This is a genomic window from Rubripirellula amarantea, from assembly GCF_007859865.1.
GTDB lineage: Bacteria > Planctomycetota > Planctomycetia > Pirellulales > Pirellulaceae > Rubripirellula > Rubripirellula amarantea.
In genome coordinates this window covers 1,234,441-1,258,962 of sequence record NZ_SJPI01000002.1, presented here as the reverse complement: position 1 = coordinate 1,258,962, position 24,522 = coordinate 1,234,441, and the positions used below count along the sequence as shown (strand labels likewise).

Genomic DNA, 24,522 nt, shown 5'->3' with positions numbered 1-24,522 from the left:
TACCGACGTAACATTGGCAATGTTGGCAAACCGTCGTCGATACGTTGGTCTGTCGTTGGCATCGGGGGCAAGGGCGAGTCGTAGGACGTTGGTTCAGGTTCGGTGGCGGTGGAAGCATGTCACAGCTTCCCAGAACTCGCATGATGCTGGAATCTGATACCGACCTTGGGTTTGTTGTAACGTTCAGTAACGGATGTCGAGCTGCGGCTTCGCTAGGAACCAAAACTTGCTCGCCACATTTCGGACAAGGTAGGGTTTGCCCAAACGACTGCGGGCTAGCCTTGAGCCGATGCCCGTTGGGGCAGTTTATGTACTGGTGCTTGACGCCTATCGATTGCATGTTCTTATCCTTTACTTGAAGTTACAAGCTGCTGTTGCCACTTATCCTTAACTGACGCTTTCGTCAGCATCGGTTACTGGAAATTGCAAAGAATCCGCTTCTTAAAGTCCAAATTATGACTCAACCGTGCCCAACGACTTGTCCGAAGTGCGGTCGTTCGTTGCGGGACGTTCAGTCAGACGGCCTTTGCGCTGCATGTTTGCTGACCTTAGCGATGGCGTCGCCTGATGAGACTCTCGACCAGCCATTGTTGGTGGCGATCGAGAATGACGATGAGGCGGATTCGCCAGTGCTGCCTCAAGAATTCGGTGACTATCGACTGATTCGGCTGCTCGGAAAAGGCGGCATGGGCGTCGTTTACGAAGCTGAGCGAATCTCAACGGGCCGACGCGTAGCGCTCAAAATGCTAGGCGCGAAGTTCGATTCCCCGGACATGCGACAGCGATTCTTGCGCGAGGGACGCATGGCCGCCGGGGTCAGTCACCCCAACAGCGTGTACGTTTTCGGATCAGAGGAGATCGAAGGTCTGCCGGTGATCACGATGGAAGTAGTTGGCGGTGGAACCTTGCAAGACGTGCTCAGCAGTCGCGGGCGATTGCCGGTTGTGGAGTCCGTCGATGCGATGTTGGATATCGTTGACGGATTGGAAGCCGCTTTGGCCGGCGATGTGCTCCACCGTGACATCAAGCCGTCCAACTGCTTTGTCGATCGAGATGGCCGAGTCAAGGTCGGTGACTTCGGGTTATCAGTTTCGGCAATTGCCTCCGTCGATACGTTTGCAACGCAAAGTGGAGTGGCGTTGGGCACACCGGCGTATGCTGCCCCCGAACAACTCCGCGGCGATGAATTGGATTGCCGAAGCGATATCTATTCTGTCGGCGCGACGCTGTTCACGTTGCTTGCCGGTGATCCTCCGTTTCAAGGCAACAATCCGGTGCAGATCGTTGCGGCGGTGCTGGACCAAACACCGCCCAAGTTAGACTCCCTACGCGTCGACGTTTCGCCAGAACTGGTAGCTTGCGTCGCGAAGTGTTTAGCCAAAAAGCCCGACCAACGATACGAAAGCTACGCGGCTCTTCGCGCGGCACTGCTGCCACATAGCTCGCGTTTGCCGGACCCCGAACCAGCCCCCGTGCTTCGTCGGGCGATGGCAGGAATGATTGACCTTTCGATCGCGTGGCTCATACCTCGCGCGATCGTTGCCTCCAATATTGGCGTACTCTCGTTGTTGGAGATCCGTGACCAGTTTGTTTACTGGACGGTGTTCTTGGCCATAGCATTGTGCTATCTCGGCTATTTTGCGTTGAGCGAAGGAGTGTATGGTTGCTCGGTCGGCAAATGGCTCTTAGGGATGAAGGTGACCTGTCGTCGCGGGCGTGCCATTGGCGTTCGCAAAGCGATCCTACGCGCTGCGATTGCCTTCATGTCACTACAAGGAATGTTGTTCCTGCAATTGGCGATAGAGTGGTCGATTGAGTTTGGTTGGAGTCGACCGTATTGGCCGAGGAGCGTCTACGCGGCGTTGTACGTTTTCGCCATGCTGATCGTCTTCGTTCTGCCAATGCTGACGATGCGCCGGACTAACCAGTACGCCACCTTTTGGGACTGGATCACCGATTCACGCGTCGTGCTCAACATCGGTCGTGCGATCCCGATTGAAACACCGACTAAGACGGCGTCTGAAGCCGTTAATTTGGATGTAGAGACGATTGGGCCTTACCAGTTCATTCGATACTTACGGGAACCAAGTTGGATCGAGACGTTGGATCCTGCATTGCAGCGATTGGTGTGGCTACGTCGTCGCGACCATGATGAAGATCGCTCTGATCGACAAAGGGTAGCTCGACACGAAGTGGCCCGGTCGACTCGTACCCGTTGGTTGCAAAGCGTCAGTCGATCCGATGGCGTTTGGGATGCGTTCGCTGTTGCACCAGGTCGACCGCTGCGTGAGCTCTTAGATGTCATGAAGCAGCATGATCGAGGTGGTTTTGATTGGCAGTCAACGCGTCACTGGTTGCTTGACCTAACGCTCGAAATCGCATCGGCCGTTGAGGACGGTACCCTGCCAAAGCGTCTTTCTCTTGATCATGTTTGGATCACAACGCAGGGGAGAGCAGTCTTGCTAGATCAACCGTTTCCGCCAACGAACTCAGCAAAGGTTACGGAATCAAGCTCAATTGACGTGACTGACAATTCCGGGCGACAACAATTTCTTAGTACGGTAGCCAATTGCACGCTGGCATACACGATACCGATCCACGCTCAGGGAATCCTGCGGAATCTATCCACCGGTTCGTTTGATCAGCTCACGTTTCTGGCGGGAAGCTTGAGGTCATTGTTGACCAAGCCGGCGAAGATTGATCGAGGCAGTCGCGTAACTGCTCTGCTAACGTTGCCTTTGTTTTTGATCGCAATGTCGCTCTTGTCGGTCCAAGCCACCGAACGGACCTACCGCGCTGCCGCGCTTCATTGGACAGAGCAGTACCCAGGGCTGCCTCCATTGAGCGATGTATTGCGGTTCCGCGATCAGATCAATACGACAGCGGGCACGGATGTCGTGGGAGTTCATGTCGCTGCTCACTATGCTGCGTTACGTGACCAGCTCAACAGAACCGGTGGCGTGCAGAGCGTGAAGGCGACCATCGGTGACAACGCGGCGGTGATGTATCTGCAACGTATACTTAACGAACCACAAGAAATCTCACCGCGTGAACTCGCTGTGGCAGATAGAAGTGTCGAGAGATTTGTTGGCGAACAATCAGATAGTCTGTGGTTGATTGGACCTACTGCACTCTATCAATGGCTAGTTAGTATGGTCGCTCTGATTGCAATTCTTCAGCTTCCATTCTTGATGATTGCGCGCACCACCCTTGGTCAACACGTGTTTAGCTACGCGGTCGTTGATAGCGAAGGCAGTTCTGCCGGGCGACTGCAACTGCTAGTCCGGTGGATAATCACCTGGACGCCGGTAACGGTTGCAATGCTTGCGAGTACGTATTGGCCTCTTTCTGTCCTAGCGTTGGTGCCATGGTTTGCCGGACTCGTGTTCGCCATTGCTCATCCACAACGAGGGTGGCAGGAACGGTGGAGCCGAACGTGGCTTGTTCCCCGTTAATGACGCGCTGCCAGAAAACCGGACAGATTTTTGGGATTTCACTGTAACTGGCGGCGGTGATTTGGTCAGGTAAGGGTGTGGCTACGCTTCATTCTGGTCGTAGCCAGGTAATTCAAGCGTACTTGTTTCGAGCTGATGCGGTGCCGTCGAACCGGCAACCGCTTTGAAATAGCTCTTACAAACTGGTCTCGTTTCTACTCACTTGACGGCAAATATGATTCTGCGTTCCACCTATGTTGCGCTTCTAGTAGTTACGTTCTGTGGGTTTTGTGCGCCTGCCGATGCGTTTGACGATCAAGTCAGTGCGCTGATCGAAAAGTCCTGTATCGACTGCCACGATGCAAGCACGGACACCGAACTCAATTTCGATTCGCTTGGCCATGATCTTTCTGATGCAGCGACCTTTCACGCTTGGGAGAGAGTGTTTGAACGAGTTTCCAAAGGTGAAATGCCGCCTGCCACCGCGGAAAGACCCGAGGCGAGACTCGTTGGCGTTGCTTTGGCGTCGCTCAAGAAATCACTTTTGCACGCGAGTACGGACCAGCAACGACGCGTCGGTCGAGTTCCCGCGAGGCGATTGACCAAGACCGAACTCAGCTACACTTTGCGCGACCTATTAAAGATCCAAAGCGACGTTACGAGCGACGTTCCCGATGAGGTGGAATCGGGAAGCTTTGATACCGTGGGCGCAAACCAACGGATCTCGGCCGTGCACATGGAAAGTTATCTGAAAGCAGCAAACCAAGCCTTAGATATAGCGATCAACCTCGATCGCAATCCATTCAAAGCTCGAGCAAACGATTTCGGGTACTTGGACGAATGGCACGAGAAGCCGCTTAATCTGGGTGGAAGCGTGACTCGAAAGTTGCCAAACCATGTTGGGTACGCGTTGTTTCGAGACCTCGACTATCTCACCCACTTTCAGTTTCCTGTAGCGGTGCCGGGCACTCACCGCATCTCGGCTGAGGTTGCTGCGTTTCAGACGGCATCGGATGTGACCGCAAAGCTAATCGTGAAAGATCAAAGCGGTAGTGCGAGACTTATCAAGGCGATCGACGTACCGCCGGGTGATCCCAAACCCATCGTAGTCGAGACCTTTCTGCAACCGGGGGACATACCGTATCTGACGCTCGACCTTGGCCCCAATAACTTTGGTGTCTTCGCCGCGGGCGGTGCCAAACACTATCGAGGTCCCGGGTTAGCTGTATTCTCGCAAAAAGTCGAAGGTCCCGTGTTTGCGTCCTGGCCTCCGCCGAGCACGTATGCATTGTTCCGAGATGCAGAAATACAATCCAAGGGGGATCGTTTCGAAGTGCGATCGAACGACGACGCGTTATCGACGCTTAGAAACCAGGTTGCCGATTTTGCACCGCGCGCTTTCCGGCGGCCTGTGACCGACGATGAAATTGACCGATTCGTCGAGCTGGCCAAGCCAGCGATCAATGAAGGACGCGATCTAGTCAGCGCTTCACGCATCGTGCTGTGCTCGATACTAAGTTCACCTCAGTTTCTTTTGTTCGAGGGTGAGCCCGGACGGATCAACGATTACGCATTTGCAAGTCGATTGTCGTACTTCTTGTGGAAGAGCATGCCGGATGACGAACTGTTCTCGCTGGCCGCAGAAGGGAAACTGTCCGGCAATGTTCTGACCGCTCAGATCGATCGCATGCTTGACGATGAAAAGTCTCAACGCTTCGTTCAGGACTTTCTTGGACAATGGATGCGTTTGAACAAAATTAATGCCACCACACCCGACGAGAAACTATACCCCGAGTACGACGAACTGCTCGCCAATGCGATCTCGCAAGAACCGGAACTGTTTTTCGCCCAATTAATTCGATCCAATTTGAGTATTCGCGAATTAATCGATTCTGATTTCACATTCTTGAATTCTCGCCTAGCTAAGCTCTATGGCATTGAGGGTGTCGAAGGATTGGAGTTTCGCAAAGTTCAGCTACCAGCCAACAGTCCACGTGGTGGAATCCTAACCCAAGCGGCAACGCTAAAGACGACGGCCAACGGCACAACAACGTCCCCGGTAACGCGAGGGAACTTTGTGTTAACCAATTTTCTTGGGACTCCGCCGTCACCTCCACCCGCTGGCATCGGATCAATCGAGCCGGATACTCGCGGGAAGACCACGATCCGCGAGATCTTGGCAGCCCATCGGAATATCGAAACGTGCAACCAGTGTCATCGCGAGATCGATCCACCTGGCTTTGCACTGGAAAGTTTCGATCCGATTGGTCAATTTCGAACTCACTATCGGGTCAGCGGTAGTGGCGGGTTTCTGGCCGCGTTTTCGGGTGCGACTTTCCACGATGGACCTCAGGTCGATGCCAGCGGCACAACGGCCGACGGGGAGCACTTCGACGGCATCGAGGAATTCAAGCAGCATCTAGTTCGGGAAGAAGATCAGGTGGCTCGTCATTTCGTTTCGCAATTGATCGCCTACAGCACGGGCAGCGAGATACAGTTCGCGGATCGAATGACAGTCGACGGGATCTTGGAACAAAGCAAGAACAATCAATATCGCGTCCGAGACATCATTCACGCCGTGATTCAGAGTGAAGTATTTCGAATCAAATAGGACCGTAGGTATTGGGCGACAATAGCCGGGCGAGTTTCAAGTTTTGGTCGTAGCGAGCGATTTCGGCGATGAGTTAAGGAACGTGTTGGAGTGATTTTTGAGCGAAACTTATGAACGGTTTGGCTTGGTGTGATTTGGTTTTGGTTTAGGAATTCTTACTAGGGTGTTCTGATGTTTTCTCGAGTCGATCGTCGTACTTTTTTGCGTGCATCGGGGGTGTCGTTAGCGCTGCCGATGTTGGAGTCGATGTCGCCGGCATGGGCGTCGTCGGCAAGTGAGCCTCCGAAGCGAATGGTGTTCGTCTGCACGGCGCTGGGATTGCACCCTCCGCACCTCTGGCCAACGACACCGGGTGAGAACTACGAGTCGACGCCTTACCTCGATCTATTGAGCAAACATCGCCAGGACTTCACTCTGTTTTCAGGCTTGCAGCACGAAGACCAAACCGGAAGGCAACCGCACGATAGCGAGATGACGTTTCTAACTGCGGCACGAAAGCCGGGGATGAGTGGTTTTCGAAACACAATTTCCGTTGATCAGGTGGCAGCGAATGCAATCGGTAACGTGACTCGTTTTTCATCGATCTCGCTCGGCTCGATGAAGTCGCAAAGCCAGTCCTACACCAGCGGCGGCGTGATGATTCCAGCCGAGACGAGTCCTGCGAATATGTTCGCGAAATTGTTCTTGAAAGGAAAACCGGAAGAGGTGATCCGGCAACGACAACGTTTGGTCGATGGACAAAGCATTCTTGACGGCCTTGGCAGTGAGACCAAACGACTAAAAAGCAAAGCCAGCGCGAGTGACAACCACTTGCTTGACGACTACTTCGAGTCCGTCCGCAAAGCAGAGTCGATGATTACGGATCGTCAAGGTTGGATGACTAAGCCCAAGCCCGTTGTCGATACCGAGGGGCCTAGCGATGTTCACGATCCTGCGGATCTAATTGGCCGTGCACAATTGTTGATGGATCTCGTACCGCTGATTGTGCAATCCGATTCAACTCGAGTGATCAGCGTGATGATTCAAGATCACTATGTGGTTCCCAAAGTCGAGGGTGTCACGGGCAACCATCACAACCTGTCGCATCACGGTCAAGATCCAAGCAAGATTGCCCAGCTCGAAAAGATTGAACGTGGCATTGTCGGTTGTTTCGATAGTCTTCTCAGTCAACTGAAGGCGAAGTCAGAGCAGGGATCAAGTTTGCTCGACAACACGTCGGTGCTCTTCGGTAGCAATCTGGGGAACGCAAACGCTCACCACGCCAAGAACGTGCCGGTCTTTCTCGCTGGTGGCGGATTCCAGCACGGTCGCTACGTCGCCAAGAAGGAGGGGACTCCGCTTTGTGACCTGTACGTCCGAATGCTGAACCAGAGCGGTATTGAAACCGAGTCGTTTGGACAAAGCGGTGGCGAGCTAAGTTGGTAAGGAATCGTTCTTTTGAGGGTTCAGTCACCCACGGCCGTGATGCCGCCAGTCTATAATGGTTCTCCTGAATAGTAATTTTCCATTCGCTCGACTCCCTTCATGCGGTATTGATGACCATGTCCACAACCGCCGATGGCTCTTTCCACGTTGTCGGTCACGCGTCGAGCCATCCAGTCGTGACCGACGGGCCGAAGTCCGAGAAGGCGAGGACGTCCGTGGACGCCAGCGGCAGTGGTCGTGATGCACTCGCTTCTCTTCGGATCGATCGCGATCCACCGCGTCGTCGTCGTCGCTGGCCTTGGTTGATGTTACTGCTGTTGGTGATGGCTGTTGGATTGGGTTGGGGCGTTGCCTCGAATCGAATTCCGTCGGGTCAATTGCTTCAGGAGTCGAGTTGGGTTCCTGACATCATGCAAAATCGAGTCGACGTACGTTTGACGGAGCTTGAGATTCAAAAAGGACGGTCAGCGGAGGCCGTTGTTGTTGCGACGGGATATCTGCGATCACATCGGCAAGCGGGGATCGGCGCACGTACTCCCGGACGTATCGACGTCATCAGTTTTGAAGAGGGGGATAAGGTGTCGCGTGGCGACGTTCTCGCCGAACTTGATCACAAAGATCTCGACGCTTCGCTCGCCGCAGCCGCAGCATCAGTCGCGAAGGCAGAGGCCGCGGTTGCCGAGCAAGAGATTCTTATACTGCAAGCGGACACTGACCGAGAACGAGCGCTCAAGCTACGAAAAGGACGCGGGATTTCCGAATCGGAATACGACCAAGCCCGATTTTCGCACCTGTCAGCGGTTGCGCGGCTAAAGTCATTGCGAGCCGACGTGGACTTGATGAAGGCTCAGATGAGACAGAGCGAACAATTGCTTGAGAACATGTTCATTCGAGCGCCGTTTGACGGAACGGTTATTTCAAAGGATGCGGAAGAAGGCGAGTCGATCTTGCCCGGTGGTACCGGCGGAAACTCGGGGCGTGGCAGCGTGGCAACGATTGCTGACCTGGATCATCTTGAAATTGAATGCGACGTGCAGGAAGGTTTCATCTCTCGTGTTAACGAAGGTCAAGAAGTTGACATCTCAGTCGACGCGGTTCCCGATAAGAAGTACCACGGAGTTGTGGATAAGATATTGCCGATGGGCGACCGCGCCCGCGCGACGATCAAGGTGCGCGTGAAAATCAGTGATGCGGACGATTTACTGTTCCCCGAAATGTCAGGAACGGTGTACTTCCTTCCGGATAATCAAATATCGCAGGTCAGCGAAGAGCCGCGAATGTTCTGTGATGAAGACTGTGTCACACGGGATATCGACGGTGACTCTCAAGTATGGACGGTCGATGAAAACAAACGTGCTCAGCCGGTCAGTGTAGAGATTGGCGAGACTAGGGATGGCAGAACAGAAATAATTAGCGGCGTTAGTGGGCGTCCTCGATTGATCGATGATCCATCAGAACTTAGTCCTGGAATGCCGGTACGAATTGTCGAATAGACTTATCTGGAACCTCTATGAAGTCTCCCGCTCTTAGCACCGATCCCGTCGTTCTTGTTCAAGACGTTTGCAAGGAATACCGACGCAACGACAACGTTCTGACTGTTTTGCACAACATGAACTTACAGCTCGCCGCTGGGGACTACTTGGCTTTGATGGGACCATCGGGAAGTGGCAAGTCGACGCTCTTGAATTTGATTGCTGGTCTGGATCAACCGACCTCTGGCCACATCTATGTTTGTGGGGAAGACTTGGCGACCGCATCGCAATCGAAGCTTGCCAAGTGGCGATCTCGGCACGTGGGCTTCATCTTTCAGATGTACAACTTGATCCCCGTGCTGACCGCGTACGAAAACGTGGAACTACCGCTGACGCTCACGCCTCTGAATCGCAAGCAACGGAAAGCTCAGGTGCAGACCGCTCTTGAGATTGTCGGTTTGGCGGACCGAATGGATCACTATCCAACTCAGCTTTCGGGTGGTCAGGAACAACGGGTTTCCATTGCTCGCGCTATCGCAACGGATCCGACGCTGATTGTCGCCGATGAGCCGACCGGCGACTTGGATGCTAAGTCTGGGACTGAGATTTTGGAGTTGATGGGGCGACTGAATGAGGAATTTGGCAAAACCATCGTGATGGTTACCCACGACCCTCGGGCCGCTGGATTTGCGAAACGAACGATGCACTTGGAAGATGGCCGATTGGTGGGTGATACCGATAACCCGGGTGCGGTCAGCGCGGTTCAGGAGCACAACGCATGAAACTGCTGGTCTATATCTGGCGTAACGTGACACGCAACAAGCTGCGATCGAGTTTGACGATTTTGTCGGTCGGATTTTCGTTGGCTCTGATGACGATTTTGTATGGGTACCTGACCATGCAGTCGCTAGTCGAAGCCGAGGCAGATAAGTATGACCGCGTGGTGGTGTTGAACAAACTTGGGTTTGCGTCACCGCTTCCCATCGCTCATGTGACTCGCATCCAATCGCTCGATTCCGTGGTCACGGCAATGCCGTTTGCTTGGTTTGGTGGAAACTACGAGAACAAGCAGGCGACGTTTGCACAGTTCGCGGTCGATCCCGATGTTGCGTTTGACATCTATGAGGAATACGAAATATCCGACGAGCATCTGCAGGCGTTCAAGAGCAATCGCCAAGCCGCAGTCTGCAATGAGCAATTGGCGGAAGACATGGGCTGGAAGTTGGGCGATCGTATTCCGCTGCAAGGAATGATCTTTCAGATCGACTTGGATCTTACGTTAGTCGGTACTTACAAGACGTCAGGAAATTTCAGTGCGATTTGGTTCGACTGGGAATACGCCGACGAAGAAATGAAAAAGAAGTTCTATGGCTATCCCATGGGGGCCGGCTCAATTTACGTCAAATGTGCTGACCGAGATGACGTTGAAGGAGTGTGTCAAGAGATTGACGAGATGTTCGCGAACTCGGAAAACTCAACCAAGACGCGTACAGAAGCTGCTTTCGCCCGTATGTTCGCTGACATGCTTGGCGACGTACAAACTTACATCCGGTACATATCGTTGGCGGTGGTGTTCGCGCTTGCTCTGGTGGCTGCCACCGCAATGGCAATGTCGATGCGGGAACGAACCACCGAAGTCGCGGTTTTGAAGGCCATTGGGTTTTCCAAGCAGCGAGTGCTCGCGTTAGTGCTAGGTGAATCGACGCTTATCGCGGCAATCGGTGGCCTTTTGGGAATTGCCGGGGGTTTGGGCGCACTGCACATGCTGTCTCAGGTGCCCGTTGCTGCTGCTCTTTTTCCTATTGCGGTTTCAGACCTGATAGGCGTTTGGCTTGTCGGACTAGCTGCCGTTGCTGGGGCGATTGGCTTTGTCAGCGGTGTGGTTCCCGCGATATTGGCAGCCAACTTATCTGTGATCGATGGCCTCCGCCGAGTCGTGTAATGATACCGCTAAAATATAATCTTCGATCGTTGCGTGTCCGCTGGGCTACGACGTTGCTGACTTGCGTAGCGATTGGCGTCGTCGTGTTTGCCTCGGTATTGACGTTTGGAATGATCGACGGCATCGAAAACGCCCTCACTTCGTCGGGCGATAGCGAAGATTTGATCATCATGCGTCAGGGCTCTAACGATGAGATGTCTAGCACGGTGGATCCGAACGTTGCACGCGAGCTTGTGAACCTACCGGGTATCGCGGCATCGCAGGATGGTCAACCGCTTGCGTCGCGTGAGTTCGTCACGATCTTAATCAAGCCGCGGCGAGGGGGAGACGGTACCGCAAATGTGATCGTGCGGGGTTTAGATACCATTGGTCGTTCGTTGCGGCCGAAGTTTAAGATCGTCGAAGGCCGTGATATCCAGCCCGGCGTCAATGAAGTCATCACCAGCCGAAACATTGCGGATCGTTTTGAGACTTTGGCCTTAGGTGAGTCATTCGAGATTAACAAGGTCGCGTTCAAAGTCGTGGGACTTTTTGAGGCGGACGGAAGTTCTGCGGAATCCGAAGTGTGGACGGACTTGCGAGATTTGACCTCGGCTCAACGTTACGACGGAGCGATCTCTGTGGTTAACATGCGGGTGCCTGATGCCGAGACACGACGCGAGATTGTCGAACGGGTTCGCAATGACGAGCAGTTCAAATTGAAAGTCGTTTCCGAGCAGGATTACTTCGAGGATCAAAAGTCGTCGTCGGTCGCAATCAAAGTGGTTGCCTACTTGATTGCTGGATTCCTAACGGTGGGAGCGATGTTTGCGGCGGCCAACACGATGTATTCAGCGGTTGCGAGTCGCGGCAGAGAAATCGGCACGTTGCGAGCAGTCGGGTTTCCACGTCGCGCCGTTCTGACATCGTTCCTAATGGAATCGCTCGTCCTATGCTTGATCGGGGGCGCACTTGGATGCTTAGCCACGATTCCCTTTAACGGAATCACCGGAGGCACTCAGAACCTAGCCACGTTTAGCGAGATCACCTTCTCATTCCGCTTCGGCCCTCGCGTTCTAGCACAAGGCATGGGACTCGCGGTCGCGATGGGATTGATCGGCGGAATTCTGCCCGCTGTGAGGGCAATTCGTCTTGAGATCACGGACGCCCTACGGCAACGTTAGTTGCCGTAGAGATGATGATGACATCGCTAACTGAACTTATTGATTCAGTTTTGAAAGTTCTGGTCGGGTCACTTCACCGTTTTGGTCCACGTCGATTCGATCGAAAACCGGGCCGGCGGCATGGGGGTCATCGGGCAGTGCTTGACGAACTTCTTGCTTGGTGATCACACCATCGCGATTCAAATCAAGACGACGAAAGAGAGCTTTGTTCTGCATCGAGCTTGCTGGACGAATCGAGCTTGCTGGTGCCGTAGCCTTGGCGTTCTGTAGCTTGGGCTTTTCACCGGGAACGTAGTATTCAACGTATCCAACTTGCATTTCGTCATAGGTCTGCTGGCCCCAGTAGACGGTCTTACTTGAATCTGGGTTGGCGGGATTGTTGTTGCTGTTGTCGTACCAAGACGTGAAACGAATTTTGTCGCCGAGACTAACGGCAATGGGGTCTCGGTATCGATAAAGCAATTGCCAATTGAAGTCATAGCGAGGGATGTCAAGTATAGTCGTCGAAGATCCATCGCGAATGAGTTCGTAGCGAGCCGCTTTGCCTCGCAAATGCATGTGCGGCAAAAAACCCATCACCCGCGCATCGCCGGGAACGCGAAGGGTGGCGACTTCGGCATGGTTCGATGCGCCCGGGGGAATCGCTATGTGCTCGTTAATGATTCCGGCGACTCGAACTTCATGCCGGGGTGGGGCCTTCGCATAAATCACGCCGATGCTTGTTTGATCCGTGGTAGCCGTACCGTTAAGCGTGTAGTGCATTTGGAAATGAAGCTTTGCATTCTTGGGTAATCGCTTTGCAAATCCCTCGGGGTAGATCAGCGAGCTGTTGCCCGGCACGTAAACGCCCCAAAAGCCATCTCGTTCGTCGGACGAACCGCCGGATCGGTTGGCAAACACAATCACATGGTGCACGACGCTACGATCACCAGGTCGAACTTCGATTGCCTGAACCCATTTGTCCTCATCGAGATGGGTATCAATCACAACATTCTGGTATGGCATTACGCCGGTCGCCTTGATCACCTGGGGTTCCGCAAACTGGAACACGGCGTCCGGTTCACCGATTTCCCATTCGCTCGTAAAAATCAGCGGTTGAGGAGCATCGTTAGGATCGCCCTCTGTTAGCGAGCCATCAAGCCATTCCAGCAAATCACGCTTTTCGCCTTCTTCGAGCGAGCAATCATTTGACCATGGCGACAATTGATCGGTATCCGATGCAGAGTCGGATGCGAACCAAGGCGGCATGATACCGCGACGAACCACTTGTTCGATCATGGCGGAGTGAGCTTCCACCTCGGCAAAAGTCGTCAACGCAAAAGGAGCGACACCGCCGTCGCGATGACAGTTCTGGCAACGTTGTTGCATGATCCGCGAGACGCGATTGTGATAGGTAATCTGCGTAGACGCTCGCGGAGCGTGATTCTGGGTCAAGACGCATCCGGGAGCGTCCGTTGCTTTGACTGAAACCGCTTGCCCAGTTTCGACAGCAGTCAACGCATCAGCCAGATAGCGATGGCGAGGCGAATCAATGGAATAGCCAAAGCCATATTGATCATCGATCGCGCCGTGGTAGACCACAGTACGCGAAGCGTCCAGGACGATGGTGTCGGTGGTCGTTACCGCTCCGACGGCTGACGCGAAACTTCCCTCCGGATCGTGAGCGTAGATGATGGGAGAACGAAAAGAACTTGCCGCAGCCTGCATAGCGGCCCGTTCATCAGTCGCGACCGGATTGACGAGCAACCAAGCCACGTCGTCATTGGATTGTTTGACTAGTTGTCGAAGGGTTGAAAGATACCGTTTGCTTAGCGGACAACTCGTGCTAGTCATCGCAATCACGACTGCCTGGTGGCGACTCGTAAGATCGCTAAGCGAATGCGATTTACCAGCCAGGTCGACTAGCTTTGCATTGGGCATCAGTTTTCCGATGCCACGTGTACTTCCGTTAAGCATCCGCGGCCCCTGACGTACAGGCACCTGTTCGTCTTCCGCAGTCGCGATTGTTAGAGCCGTGCAAAGAGTCAGCATCACGGCAATCGAGAAACGCATCATCATCGAATGGAATCCGTCTATCAGAATATAGGTTTTGAAGCCTCAAGGTTTCGTAACCTAAAGATAGACAAGGACAATACCCAGGAGTAGTCCGAATCCCAAGCGGGTCAGAATCTCACTATGCACCTACGGATTGATATAGCGCAAAACGGGTGACTTGCGACAAGCTACGCGGCGTTGTGGGTGATAGCTATCGACGCACAAACGGGCGTTTTAGAAAGTCGATCAGTCGATTGCTCGTCTGGCGATCTTGTAGCGCCTGGTCGATTTCCTCGTCCGACATTTCTCCGTTCTGATCATCTTCGATCTTCTCGAACTCTACGTTCTCATCAAGATCCACCTCATCGGCGTTTAAGAGTCCTGAGTCAGCTGATGATAGCTTGGTGACCGGATCTTCGAGATCAAAGTAGTCTTCCGACGGTTGATCTCCGCCTTCATACCGCGCCACGTTTGCCGATGGGGGCTGTGCCCGCGGATAACATTCCGGTTGGGCAAGTCTGCCCAACGGTCCGATCGAACGAAATCGCTCTTCGAAAAAGACCACATTGTGAGTCGAAAGAATGGTGCCGGTTTCCAATTCCAGATTGGCGAGTTCAGTGTTGTACTGGGCGAGCGCTTGAGCTTCGGAACTAACGGCGTTTCCCCAGTCGACGATCGCTTGCAAGACAACGATAAATTGCACAATGCCTTGATTGTATTGGGCAAGTTGTTGTTCGAGGTTTGTGCGAGCAGCTTGGCGAACTGCTTGGTACCGTTCGTATTGAGCAAAATACTGTTCAAGGTTGCGTAGGCGCAAAGCGAGCAAGTGCTGCATTTGATGCAATCCTTGTTCTAAGTTGGCTTGATCGCGAGTGATGATGAGCTGCCGTTGACGCAGCGAAGCTCTGCCGGCTCTCAGCCCGATCGGCACCGAGAAGTTAACGCCCAAAGTCCAGTCTTCGAAGTCTCCCGACCCGCTACGGATACGATTGCCCGCTGGAGTGGTGCCTTCCAATCCGTTCCAGCGATACAAGGCAACGCCGTCGAGTTGGGGACGCGCTAGGTTATTGGCAATCTGTAGTCGTTGTTGGTCCGCTTCGAGGATGAGCTTTAGCTCGATGATGTCGGGGCGCTCTTGCTGGGCCAGCGCATTGATGGCTTCCCAATCGACTTCTATGAGTTGGTCGAGCATGGGTGTCACAGGAACCATCCGCTCAGCTTCGAAAGGCGGTAGTCCGAGCATGTTCAGCAAAGCCGCTTGGCGTTGCAGAACGTTTGCCTGCGATTCCAGCAACACCGCTCGGAAGTTTTCGAGCGCTACTTGCGTTTGAGCGAGGTCGCCTCGGTTGGCATCGCCAATTTGTACACGACTCTCGGCTCTGCGGACTGCAAACTCGGCCTGTTCGACCTGTTGTTCACGGGCCCACAAGTCGGTCTTGGCAAACACCAACGACCAATACGCACCGATGACGCCCTGTACCGATTGTTGCACAGCGCTTTTGTATTGAAAGTACGATCGTTCAGTGTCAATTCTTGCCAGTACGATCGGCGCTTGGTTGAATGCCTTCCCGGCTCCCTGCAGCAACGGTTGTGTGTAGCGAAGTTCGGTTGCCGTACGATCAGACGGATTGAGCAAAACGTTGGACGGCGTGAGTTGCGTGGAGTTGCTAAGGATGCTTAGACTTGACGTGCCGCCGATCAGATTACGTTTGGAAAGCCCAAAGTCGAGCCCGTATCCTTCATTGGTAGTGCCGTCGATATAGACGGGCGATAGCGGGTCAAACGGATCGGTAAGCTGCCCGGTCGGAGTCTCGGTTTGATTCCAGGTGTTGTTGATCGCCAGAGTCGGATCAAAGGCGGCTCGTTCGTTGTCGATGGTTGTATTGGTGATAGCAGCGTCGTATACCGTGCGTCCGCTCGTGCTTGCCGTGACGTTGGAAAGGACTCTCACAACCTCTGAATTGGCAAGCGTGATGTTGATCGCGTCGTTCAGAGTCAGGTAGCGGGTCGGAGTTGCAGATCGAAGGTCGTTGACCGTCTCAGGTCGCGGCGTCGCGAGAACAGGGTACTGGCGCAGTGCCGCGGGGCTGCGAATATCAAGACAGCGTTGCTCGGGCAGGATCGGTTGGCAAGGCTCATCGGCGTGAGAGTTGACCTGGAAGTAAGCTGGGACGCATGAACCCATCGCCATGACCAAGCTGACTAAGACCCTTCGCGATGGGATTGCAATTGTCGATCGGAATAGAGGGATAGTAGAGGCCATGCACTTTCAAATCGGGCGGCCATAGCGACTGATCCCAATGATTTGATTCCGCCGTTACGACCGGAACTGTCGAGGGTACCAACTGATCCCGTCGTTCCGGTTGTGCGGGTTAGAACGATGGAAGTGTCAGGGTGTGAGCGGATGGTCCGAAATCGGATCGTACTCGAGGGCAGCCTTCGCCAACGCAAAATCGTCGGTGTCCTCGACGACTTCCCCGTCGCGAAGCACGATGGTTCGCTTCGCATTCTTGGCAACGTTTTGATCATGAGTTACCAGGATGACAGTAATTTGTTGTTCTTCGTTCAACTCGCGAAACAGTTCAATGACCTCGCGACTGGTTTTCGAATCAAGATTCCCCGTCGGCTCATCACCCATCAAAATGGAGGGACGGTTCACCAAAGCTCGCGCAATAGCGACACGTTGCTGTTGTCCACCGGATAGCTGGCTGGGGTGATGGTGATAGCGATCGGCTAGTCCAACCTTCCCCAGCATTTCCATTGCCCTTGCACGTCGTTCTCGCGATGGAACTTTCTTGCCATACATCAGCGGGAGTTCGACGTTTTCGAGAGCCGAAGTGCGGTTGAGTAGGTTAAAGCTTTGGAAGACAAATCCAAGTTGCTTGTTGCGGATCTTGGCTCGCTGATCACGATCCATCGTGACCACTTCTTCACCGTCGAGCAGATAGCTGCCATGCGTTGGACGATCGAGGCAGCCAAGCGTGTTCATCAACGTTGACTTGCCGCTGCCCGATGCTCCGATCAGGGCAATGTATTCGCCAAGCTCGATGTTCCGAGTGACGCTGCGCAGCGCGTGGACCTTCACTTCACCCAGGTCGTACACTCGCCGCACATCGTTCAGTTCGATCAATGCCATCGGTCTACTCATACCTTAGCGCGTCGATCGGGTCCAGCTTGCTTGCCCGCCGAGCAGGATAGTAGCCAAAGAACACGCCCACTGCCGCTGCGAATCCCATGGCCACAAAGGCGGCAGGAATCGAAACCACCATCGGCCAGTCGGTTCCTGGCTTGTAGGCATTGATCAAAACAGTAGCTGCCATGGAGGTCGCTGTGCCAAGTGCCAGGCCAATCGCACCACCGATGCACGAGAGCACTACGGATTCAATTAGGAACTGGCGAAGGATGTCTTTTCCTCTTGCCCCGATCGCCATTCGAATGCCAATTTCTCGCGTTCGCTCGGTGACGCTGACAAGCATGATGTTCATGATACCCACGCCGCCGACGAGCAACGAGATACCCGCGATGGCTGAAAGCATCAGTGTCAACGTGCCTGTGATGATGCCCAGCGTTGCAGCGATCTCGGTCGTGTCTTGGACGCTAAAGTCGGCTTCATCGGTCGGCCCCACCTCGTGACGTTCGTACATCAGAGCCTGAATTTGTTTAGTGGCCTTTCCCATTTGATCGGTGCTTCGCGCCGATACCATGATCGCGTGAACGGTATCGAGCGGCGAGCCATTGATGCGTTTGCGCACGGTAGTGTGAGGCATAAGGACGACGTCGTCTTGATCATCGCCCACCATATTGGCACCCTTCTTCTTTAGAATTCCGATCACGCGAAAAGGAACGTTATTGACGCGAACGGTTTCGTCGAGCGGATTGACAGTGCGAAAGAGCTTCGGAATCAGCGTCTGTCCAATCACACACACCTTGCCGTTCGCTTCAATATCGTCCTTCGAAAAAAAGCCGCCCGCTTCGAGTTCCCAGTTCCGGACCGTCAAAAAATCTTCACCCACACCCTGCATTTCCTTGGGGTTCCAGTTCTCGTTGCCGTAGATGATTTGACCACCAGTTCCAACGATGGGCGACGATGCCAATACCGCAGGACAATCTCGGCTGATCGCATCGGAGTCGGCTGCGGTCAGGGTGGGAGCGCCCGATTGAGTCACACCGCCTCGCCGAGTTTGTCCCGGAAAGACCAGGATGACGTTGGTTCCGAGGGCCTCGAACTCGCCGCTGACAAGTTGGCTGGCGCCTTGGCCGATGGAAACGATTGTCGTTACCGCAGCGATACCAATCACCACTCCAATGATCGTGAGTACTGCCCGCATCTTGTTCTTCAGCAACGCACGCAGCGCAATTCGAATGGTATCTAGAAACGACATGGGGTTAATCTTTCTTGCCCGTGACCACCTTGTCACCCACCTTCAAGTCACCCTTCGCCATCTCGGTAAAACGGTTTTCGGTCAGACCGATCGTGACTGCAACGGCTTTGAGGTGATCGCCGTCAACCACCCAAACGTGTCGCTCGTTCTTCTTCTTTTCGGCGGCTGCTTTCTCGGTCGCGGTTTGGTTGGCATTCTCGTCTTCTTCCGCATCGGTCTTGGGTTTGCTTTTCCATGCCGAGCCATCGATCAGATGTCGATCCGATTCTCGCACCAACATGACATCATCCGGAAAGAACCTTAACGCAGCATTGGGGATCTTGGGAACGTCAGTCGTAGAGTCCACTTCAAATGAAATGCTGGCCGTCATGCCGGGCAATAGCTTCATATCAGGGTTCTTGGTCGCAATCACGACCGGGTAAGTCACCACATTGGAAGTCGCAACGCTGCTGACGCGAATCTGTTCAATTTCACCATCGAACACTTCATCGGGGTGCGCGTCGACCGTGAACGTAACGGGGCGGTCGGCATCCTTCGCATCTTGGATCAAACCAATGTCGGCTTCGTCAACGGACGCAAAGACGTGCATCTTTTTGCGTAAGTCCGGAGCGATAATGAATAGTTCCGGAGTCTGGAATTGAGCGGCCAACGTTTGCCCAGGATTGATCTTTCGGTCAATCACAACTCCGTCGACCGGCGCGGTGACTTCGCAGTAGTTTAAGTTCGCCCGCGATGTTTCCAACGAAGCAGCGGCCTGTTGAATCGAAGCCTTGGCAAGTTTGCGTTGTGCTTGCAGCGATTTGACTTCATACGTCAACGCATCCATTTCTCGATCGGACATGAAGTCTTTATCGTCACCCCGAAGCTTCTTTCCACGCATGTAGTTGTTGAGCGACTGCCTCAGTTGGGCCTCGACGCGTTCGAGTTCAGCCTGACGAGTTGCCAGAGTGGCCTCGTCTCGATCAACGTTCGCTTTGAACAGCCTTGGGTCAACGCGCGCCAACACGTCGCCCTCTTTGACGTAATCGTTGAAGTCAACGTTTAGTTCGACGATCGGCCCCGACACAAATGATCCGATCGAAACGGATAGCACGGGCTCGATTGTACCGGTCGAATTGACGTACCGCGTGATATCACCCTTTTCGATCTCGGCGGTTTCCCACGATACCTTGTTCCGATCGGCCAGATACTGCTTCGCTGGCTTGTAGGCATACGCTGCAGCAACGCCCAGCAGGGAGAGAACAATGACGGTTTTAAGAACGGCTTTCATCCCGAGGGATCATCCACTTCGTTGATGAGTACGGCTGAGTGTATCGTCGCAAAACGCGAAGCTGCCAGATGTATCGCTTCTAATCGTTCGATCGGGCAGGTGAACAACTGTTGCCAACCATGGCGGTCGGTTCAAAGGCATTGCGATGGCAAAACAGGACCCGTCACACAGGCTACGGCTGCATGTCCTTATCGTAAGTAGCCGAGTCTCAAAAAGACACCGTGAAAACGAGGCTTTCCGGAGTCGAGAACCTACAAACGAATTGACCCTAAGATGGTACATGCCGTTACAAAGACTGGTGTCTAATGAGCGAATAGCTACGACGGTTCAGTCCTAGTCCAACTCACCTCTCACGGCATGAGAACACAAGTGGCACGTTTATTCTTCTTCGGTTGCTCGTTTCTAGTCACGTGTTGCATCGGATCGCAATTGCGAGATGCAATTGCCGAGGATCCCGGCTGCGCCGATTGCAAAGCAGCCGAAATGTTGCCTGAATCCGTCGTCGCGTACGCCAATGTGCCAGACTTTGGGGCGTTTGTGCAGACAGTGATGAACCATCCCCTTCGATCAAGAATCGAATCGCTATCTGCCTATGATGCGATTGTGAAATCCGGCCAGATGGGGCAGCTAGACATGGCAATCGACGCGTTTGAATCGAGCATGAAGTTGCCTTGGCAGGAAGCCGTGTCAAAGTTGACGGACCGAGGAGTCACCTTGGTTCTCGATTCATCAGATGGCGGCGCGGCAATCTTGGTTCACTCGTCGGATCCTGAAGCACTAGAACGATTTCGAACGTTCTTAATCGTGATTCGTGATTTGCAAGGAGCAGTGGGGAAACAGGGCGAGTACCGCGGGTTCGTTGCGGATAGCATCGGTGATAAGGTCAAGATGGTTCGCTTGAATGATTGGTTTGTGCTGACCAATAGTTCTGAACTGGGCAAGTCGATAGTGGACCAGTATCTCGATCAAGCCGACGCAAACCTCGCCAATGATGATTGGTTTCAGGAAGCTCAAAGCGATTTGGCGAACACCGATCGTCCCCCTCGTGTCGCTTCGGCAATCGTCGATGTGGAAACGCTGCGTGCTAAGGGAGTTGCACGAGAGGTATTCAACGAGAAGGTTGACAACTTCTTTGGTGAATTGGTGCTGGGCGGAGTGCTGGCAAATGTACGTCACGCTGCGTACGCGACGGCGGCGATCAGTATGACCGACGACGGGCTGGGGTTCGAATTGGCTACGCCTCACCAGCGAGATTGGGAAGCGCCGCGTGAGTATTACTTTGGTGAGCATAGTAGAGGGGCGGCTCCTCCTTTGCTCGACGTTGATCAACGTCTCTTTGCGTTATCTACTTATCGCGATCTGTCACAAATGTGGTTGCGATCCGGCGATCTGCTGTCCGATCGCGCGAATGATAAGCTTGCCGTCGCGGATACGACGCTAACGACGTTCTTTTCAGGTCGTGACTTCGGTGAAGACATACTGGGATCGTTTAGCAGCGAGGTGCAAATCGTTGGTGCGGTTCAAGACTTCACCGACGTGTTGCCACAACCCGCGATAAAGTTACCCGCATTCGCAATTCAGTTTCGCATGAAGAACCCTGAAGAGACACAGCCAGAGTTGCGCCGAGTATTCCAAAGCTTCATTGGTTTTCTAAATGTCACCGGGGCGCAGAACGGGCAACCACAGCTTGATCTTGGAATGGAAACCCTGGGCGCGGCTCAACTCGTGACCGCGACCTATGTGCCGGATCGAGATAAGCGAGAAAGCCTTGATGAGAAGATTCAGTTCAATTTTTCGCCAACCGTCGCGTTTGATGGTGAACGAATGATCGTTTCGAGTTCGACTGCGCTCGCTCGCGAACTCGTGGCCACAGAAGAATCTGAACTGACAAAAGTGCGAACGCAGTCCAATACGTTTGCAGAAGTTGATGCCGAGTCGTCAGCACTTTTACTGAAAGCCAATCGCAAGACATTGGTCGCGAACAACATGCTCGAGAAAGGCCACCCTAAGGAAGCCGCGGAAGCAGAAATTGACCTGCTGACCGATCTGGTAAGCCTGTTCGAAGGCGTGAGCGCAAAGCTAGACTTCAGCGACTCACGAATGTCCCTGGGTCTTAATGTCGATGTTCGGGCGGAGGCTCAGCCGTGAATACGATGACGCCGATTGATCCAGATTGGGCATGGTCGCCGTACGAACCATCGCCTAGTCAACCGTGGAACCATTCGCTGGCGGCACACCTCTACCGCCGAGCCGGGTTTGGGCACGATTGGCGAATGATCGAACTTGCGGTCAGCCAGGATCCCGGTGATTTGGTTGCGGACTTGGTTTCTCGCAATGTCGAGCCAGGTGAGTTTCGGGAGACCGCCGATGCGCTAGCCGAAGCGACGCTAGCGGGTGGGGATCCCGAACAATTGTCGGCGGCCTGGGTTTATCGCTTGCTCTACACACCGAGCCAGTTACTGGAAAAGACAACGCTCTTTTGGCATGGTCATTTCGCCACTGGCGCCGAGAAGGTCAACGACGCTCGCATGATGTGGGCCCAGAACCAATTGCTGCGCGACCACGCGCTTGGTGATTTTGCTGCGTTGGTGCACGAGATTTCAAAGGATCCAGCGATGCTGATCTACCTCGACTCGGCGGTCAATCGCAAGGCGCATCCTAACGAAAACTTTGCCCGCGAGTTGATGGAGCTGTTTTGCCTCGGTGAGGGGAACTACAGCGAAATGGATGTGCAAGAGTTGGCTCGATGTTTTACCGGTTGGGAAATCAAAAACAGGAAGTTTCGCAAGAATCGTTACCAACACGATGCTGCGAGCAAGACCGTCTTGGAACGCTCCGGCGATTTTGACGGCGAGGATGGCGTGCAAGTCGTATTACAGCAGCCCGGTGTGGAGCGATTCATTGTTCGAAAGTTGCTTCGGTTCTTTGTCAGCGATGAGCTGAACTTGACGGATCAGTTAGTTCAACCGCTGGCCAACTTATTTCGCGAACAAGATCTGCAGATTGCACCGCTCGTCAAACAAATTCTTGGTAGCAACCTGTTCTTCTCGAAAGTCGCTCTGGCGCAGAAGATCAAGTCACCAGCCGAGTTGGTCATCGGGATGATGCGTGTGCTCAACGCGACCACTAATACTCAACTGGTGGCTCGTGGACTTCGCGGGATTGGCCAAGGCCTCTTCTATCCGCCCAATGTGAAAGGTTGGGATGGTGGTCGTGCTTGGATCAATTCATCGACGCTACTGGGACGTTCCAATCTGATCGCGGACATCTTGGAAAGCGATGCCACGCGATTTGATGGAAAGAACTTGACGGACTACCTGACTGATCTCGACGTACGCACAACCGATCAAGCGATTAGCTTCTTTGAACGTAGCCTATTCGCCATTCAGCTTGATGATTCAGCAAAGTCCCAGGTCCGTGCAGCGGCCGATTCGTATGCGGGAGATCGCGAGCGGCAAATGCGGTCCTTATTGCACTCGCTATCTTCATTACCCGCCAGTCAACTGTCTTAACCTTGGAAACATAATCGCGATGTTGATTCATTCGGACTCCAATCGGCGTCAGTTCCTCAAGTCTTCCATTGGCGGAGCGGCTGCGATCGGTGTGGGAGCATCATTGCCTCGTTGTTTTTCTGATGCAGCCGCTGCAGGGCTCAACCAAGACGAGAAGATCTTGGTCGTTTTGCAGATGTCGGGAGGGAATGATGGACTCAATACCATTGTCCCGTTTGCGGACGAACAGTACCGGGCGGTTCGTCCGAAGCTGGCGATAGCTGAATCCGAGGTACTGAAGTATGACAACGACACGGGACTGCACCCCGCGATGATTGGGATGCACGAACTGTTGCAGGCAGGCCAGTTTGCCGCGGTTCGGAACGTGGGATATGAGAATCCCAATCGATCGCATTTTGAAGCGATGGACATTTGGCACACCTGTCGCCGCAAAGATGATCCAAGACCGGATGGTTGGTTGGGTCGGTTCCTTGACCAGCAACCGTCTGCGGATGGCGGTGACGTGCCGGCACTGCATCTCGGACGCGACCAACAACCCTTTGCGCTTTCATCGACGTCTGTGCGTGTGCCTACGGTGAAAGAACTTGCCGAGTTTCAACTTCGCGGCAAGGACAAGAAGGCGCTGAGCCTGCTTCTGCAATCAAGCAGTCCGGCCAATGGGAATGAAGAGAACGAGTTGCTCGGCTTTCTTCAGTCCAGCACGATGTCCGCGATCGCGGCAAGTGAGCGGGTGACGCAAGCGGCTCAGGATTACAAGAGTGATGTCGCGTATCCGGACACTGACTTGGGCAAGAAGTTGCGCGTGGTGGCTCAATTGATTGATGCGGGATTGTCGACTCGAATTTACTACCTGCAGCACGACGGATTTGACACACATGCTCAACAGGCCGCGACACACACCGTTTTGCTTCGCCAATGGAGTGATGCGGTCAGTGCCTTCGTTCGTGACTTAAGCGGCCAGGGGCACGGCCAACGCGTATGCGTGATGACGTTTAGCGAGTTCGGACGACGCGTTGCGGAAAATGCAAGTGAGGGAACCGATCATGGAGCCGCCGGGCCAATGTTCTTGTGTGGGGGCGGCATCAACGCCGGGATTATTGGCAAGCAGCCGGACTTGGTGGATCTACAGGACGGTGATCTCAAGCATGAGTACGATTTCCGACAAGTCTATGCGACGGTGTTGCAATCGTGGTTGGGGACGAAAGCTGCGCCGATCCTGGGCCGAAATTATGAGACGCTTCCGTTGTTCAAGCCGACTTAGATTAACGTAGACCGGC

The 24,522-nt window shown here is 53.8% G+C and carries 15 protein-coding genes; 10 read left to right on the top strand and 5 right to left on the bottom strand.

What is annotated here, in order from left to right:
* Nucleotides 1-554 precede the first annotated feature (554 nt).
* The 7 genes from Pla22_RS18460 to Pla22_RS18430 all read left to right on the top strand — a co-directional run bounded on the left by Pla22_RS18460 (nucleotide 555) and on the right by Pla22_RS18430 (nucleotide 12,047).
* The gene (locus tag Pla22_RS18460; protein WP_165440738.1) at nucleotides 555-3,455 is read left to right on the top strand and encodes a protein kinase domain-containing protein; all 2,901 of its coding nucleotides are present in this window, start codon (nucleotides 555-557) and stop codon (nucleotides 3,453-3,455) included.
* Between the two features lie 214 nt (nucleotides 3,456-3,669).
* Nucleotides 3,670-6,045, top strand: coding sequence for a DUF1592 domain-containing protein (locus Pla22_RS18455; protein ID WP_146516224.1), 2,376 nt, complete (start codon nucleotides 3,670-3,672; stop codon nucleotides 6,043-6,045).
* Between the two features lie 171 nt (nucleotides 6,046-6,216).
* Nucleotides 6,217-7,470, top strand: coding sequence for a DUF1552 domain-containing protein (locus Pla22_RS18450; RefSeq protein ID WP_146516223.1), 1,254 nt, complete (start codon nucleotides 6,217-6,219; stop codon nucleotides 7,468-7,470).
* A 110-nt stretch (nucleotides 7,471-7,580) separates the two neighbouring features.
* Nucleotides 7,581-8,963, top strand: coding sequence for an efflux RND transporter periplasmic adaptor subunit (locus Pla22_RS18445; protein WP_146516222.1), 1,383 nt, complete (start codon nucleotides 7,581-7,583; stop codon nucleotides 8,961-8,963).
* A 17-nt stretch (nucleotides 8,964-8,980) separates the two neighbouring features.
* Nucleotides 8,981-9,724 (top strand): ABC transporter ATP-binding protein, encoded by a 744-nt coding sequence (locus Pla22_RS18440; protein ID WP_146516221.1) that lies wholly within the window; start codon nucleotides 8,981-8,983, stop codon nucleotides 9,722-9,724.
* On the top strand, nucleotides 9,721-10,884 hold the full coding sequence (locus Pla22_RS18435; RefSeq protein ID WP_146516220.1) for an ABC transporter permease: 1,164 nt from the start codon (nucleotides 9,721-9,723) through the stop codon (nucleotides 10,882-10,884). Before Pla22_RS18440 ends, Pla22_RS18435 begins: the two co-directional genes overlap by 4 nt.
* Complete coding sequence (locus Pla22_RS18430; protein WP_146516219.1) at nucleotides 10,884-12,047, top strand: ABC transporter permease; 1,164 nt, start codon at nucleotides 10,884-10,886, stop codon at nucleotides 12,045-12,047. Before Pla22_RS18435 ends, Pla22_RS18430 begins: the two co-directional genes overlap by 1 nt.
* A 36-nt stretch (nucleotides 12,048-12,083) precedes the next feature.
* Here the strand turns inward: Pla22_RS18430 and Pla22_RS18425 are convergent, their stop codons facing one another.
* From Pla22_RS18425 to Pla22_RS18405, 5 genes are all read right to left on the bottom strand, one after another.
* A complete protein-coding gene (locus Pla22_RS18425) occupies nucleotides 12,084-14,105 on the bottom strand; it encodes a redoxin family protein (RefSeq protein WP_207310412.1) in 2,022 nt (673 codons plus the stop codon).
* 187 nt (nucleotides 14,106-14,292) lie between these two features.
* Nucleotides 14,293-16,344 (bottom strand): TolC family protein, encoded by a 2,052-nt coding sequence (locus Pla22_RS18420; RefSeq protein ID WP_146516218.1) that lies wholly within the window; start codon nucleotides 16,342-16,344, stop codon nucleotides 14,293-14,295.
* A 126-nt stretch (nucleotides 16,345-16,470) separates the two neighbouring features.
* Entirely contained in the window at nucleotides 16,471-17,217 is a 747-nt protein-coding gene (locus tag Pla22_RS18415; RefSeq protein ID WP_242632150.1) for an ABC transporter ATP-binding protein, read from the bottom strand.
* 4 nt (nucleotides 17,218-17,221) lie between these two features.
* Entirely contained in the window at nucleotides 17,222-18,463 is a 1,242-nt protein-coding gene (locus Pla22_RS18410; RefSeq protein ID WP_146516217.1) for an ABC transporter permease, read from the bottom strand.
* Nucleotides 18,464-18,467: 4 nt separating this feature from the next.
* Complete coding sequence (locus Pla22_RS18405; protein ID WP_146516216.1) at nucleotides 18,468-19,733, bottom strand: efflux RND transporter periplasmic adaptor subunit; 1,266 nt, start codon at nucleotides 19,731-19,733, stop codon at nucleotides 18,468-18,470.
* Nucleotides 19,734-20,102: 369 nt separating this feature from the next.
* On the opposite strand from Pla22_RS18405, the gene Pla22_RS18400 reads away from it, so the two are divergent.
* From Pla22_RS18400 to Pla22_RS18390, 3 genes are read left to right on the top strand one after another with little or no spacing between them, the layout of a single operon-like run.
* Complete coding sequence (locus tag Pla22_RS18400) at nucleotides 20,103-21,881, top strand: hypothetical protein (RefSeq protein ID WP_146516215.1); 1,779 nt, start codon at nucleotides 20,103-20,105, stop codon at nucleotides 21,879-21,881.
* Between the two features lie 5 nt (nucleotides 21,882-21,886).
* Nucleotides 21,887-23,245, top strand: coding sequence for a DUF1800 domain-containing protein (locus tag Pla22_RS18395; RefSeq protein ID WP_242632197.1), 1,359 nt, complete (start codon nucleotides 21,887-21,889; stop codon nucleotides 23,243-23,245).
* Between the two features lie 19 nt (nucleotides 23,246-23,264).
* Complete coding sequence (locus tag Pla22_RS18390; protein WP_165440737.1) at nucleotides 23,265-24,506, top strand: DUF1501 domain-containing protein; 1,242 nt, start codon at nucleotides 23,265-23,267, stop codon at nucleotides 24,504-24,506.
* Nucleotides 24,507-24,522: the final 16 nt, after the last annotated feature.

Excerpts from the sequence above, each read along its gene's own strand:
- Pla22_RS18460 (WP_165440738.1), top strand. The coding sequence starts at position 555 with ATGGCGTCGCCTGATGAGACTCTCGACCAGCCATTGTTGGTGGCGATC.
- Pla22_RS18455 (WP_146516224.1), top strand. The coding sequence starts at position 3,670 with ATGATTCTGCGTTCCACCTATGTTGCGCTTCTAGTAGTTACGTTCTGT.
- Pla22_RS18450 (WP_146516223.1), top strand. The coding sequence starts at position 6,217 with ATGTTTTCTCGAGTCGATCGTCGTACTTTTTTGCGTGCATCGGGGGTG.
- Pla22_RS18445 (WP_146516222.1), top strand. The coding sequence starts at position 7,581 with ATGACCATGTCCACAACCGCCGATGGCTCTTTCCACGTTGTCGGTCAC.
- Pla22_RS18440 (WP_146516221.1), top strand. The coding sequence starts at position 8,981 with ATGAAGTCTCCCGCTCTTAGCACCGATCCCGTCGTTCTTGTTCAAGAC.
- Pla22_RS18435 (WP_146516220.1), top strand. The coding sequence starts at position 9,721 with ATGAAACTGCTGGTCTATATCTGGCGTAACGTGACACGCAACAAGCTG.
- Pla22_RS18430 (WP_146516219.1), top strand. The coding sequence starts at position 10,884 with ATGATACCGCTAAAATATAATCTTCGATCGTTGCGTGTCCGCTGGGCT.
- Pla22_RS18425 (WP_207310412.1), bottom strand. The coding sequence starts at position 14,105 with ATGATGATGCGTTTCTCGATTGCCGTGATGCTGACTCTTTGCACGGCT.
- Pla22_RS18420 (WP_146516218.1), bottom strand. The coding sequence starts at position 16,344 with ATGGCCTCTACTATCCCTCTATTCCGATCGACAATTGCAATCCCATCG.
- Pla22_RS18415 (WP_242632150.1), bottom strand. The coding sequence starts at position 17,217 with ATGGCATTGATCGAACTGAACGATGTGCGGCGAGTGTACGACCTGGGT.
- Pla22_RS18410 (WP_146516217.1), bottom strand. The coding sequence starts at position 18,463 with ATGTCGTTTCTAGATACCATTCGAATTGCGCTGCGTGCGTTGCTGAAG.
- Pla22_RS18405 (WP_146516216.1), bottom strand. The coding sequence starts at position 19,733 with ATGAAAGCCGTTCTTAAAACCGTCATTGTTCTCTCCCTGCTGGGCGTT.
- Pla22_RS18395 (WP_242632197.1), top strand. The coding sequence starts at position 21,887 with ATGACGCCGATTGATCCAGATTGGGCATGGTCGCCGTACGAACCATCG.
- Pla22_RS18390 (WP_165440737.1), top strand. The coding sequence starts at position 23,265 with ATGTTGATTCATTCGGACTCCAATCGGCGTCAGTTCCTCAAGTCTTCC.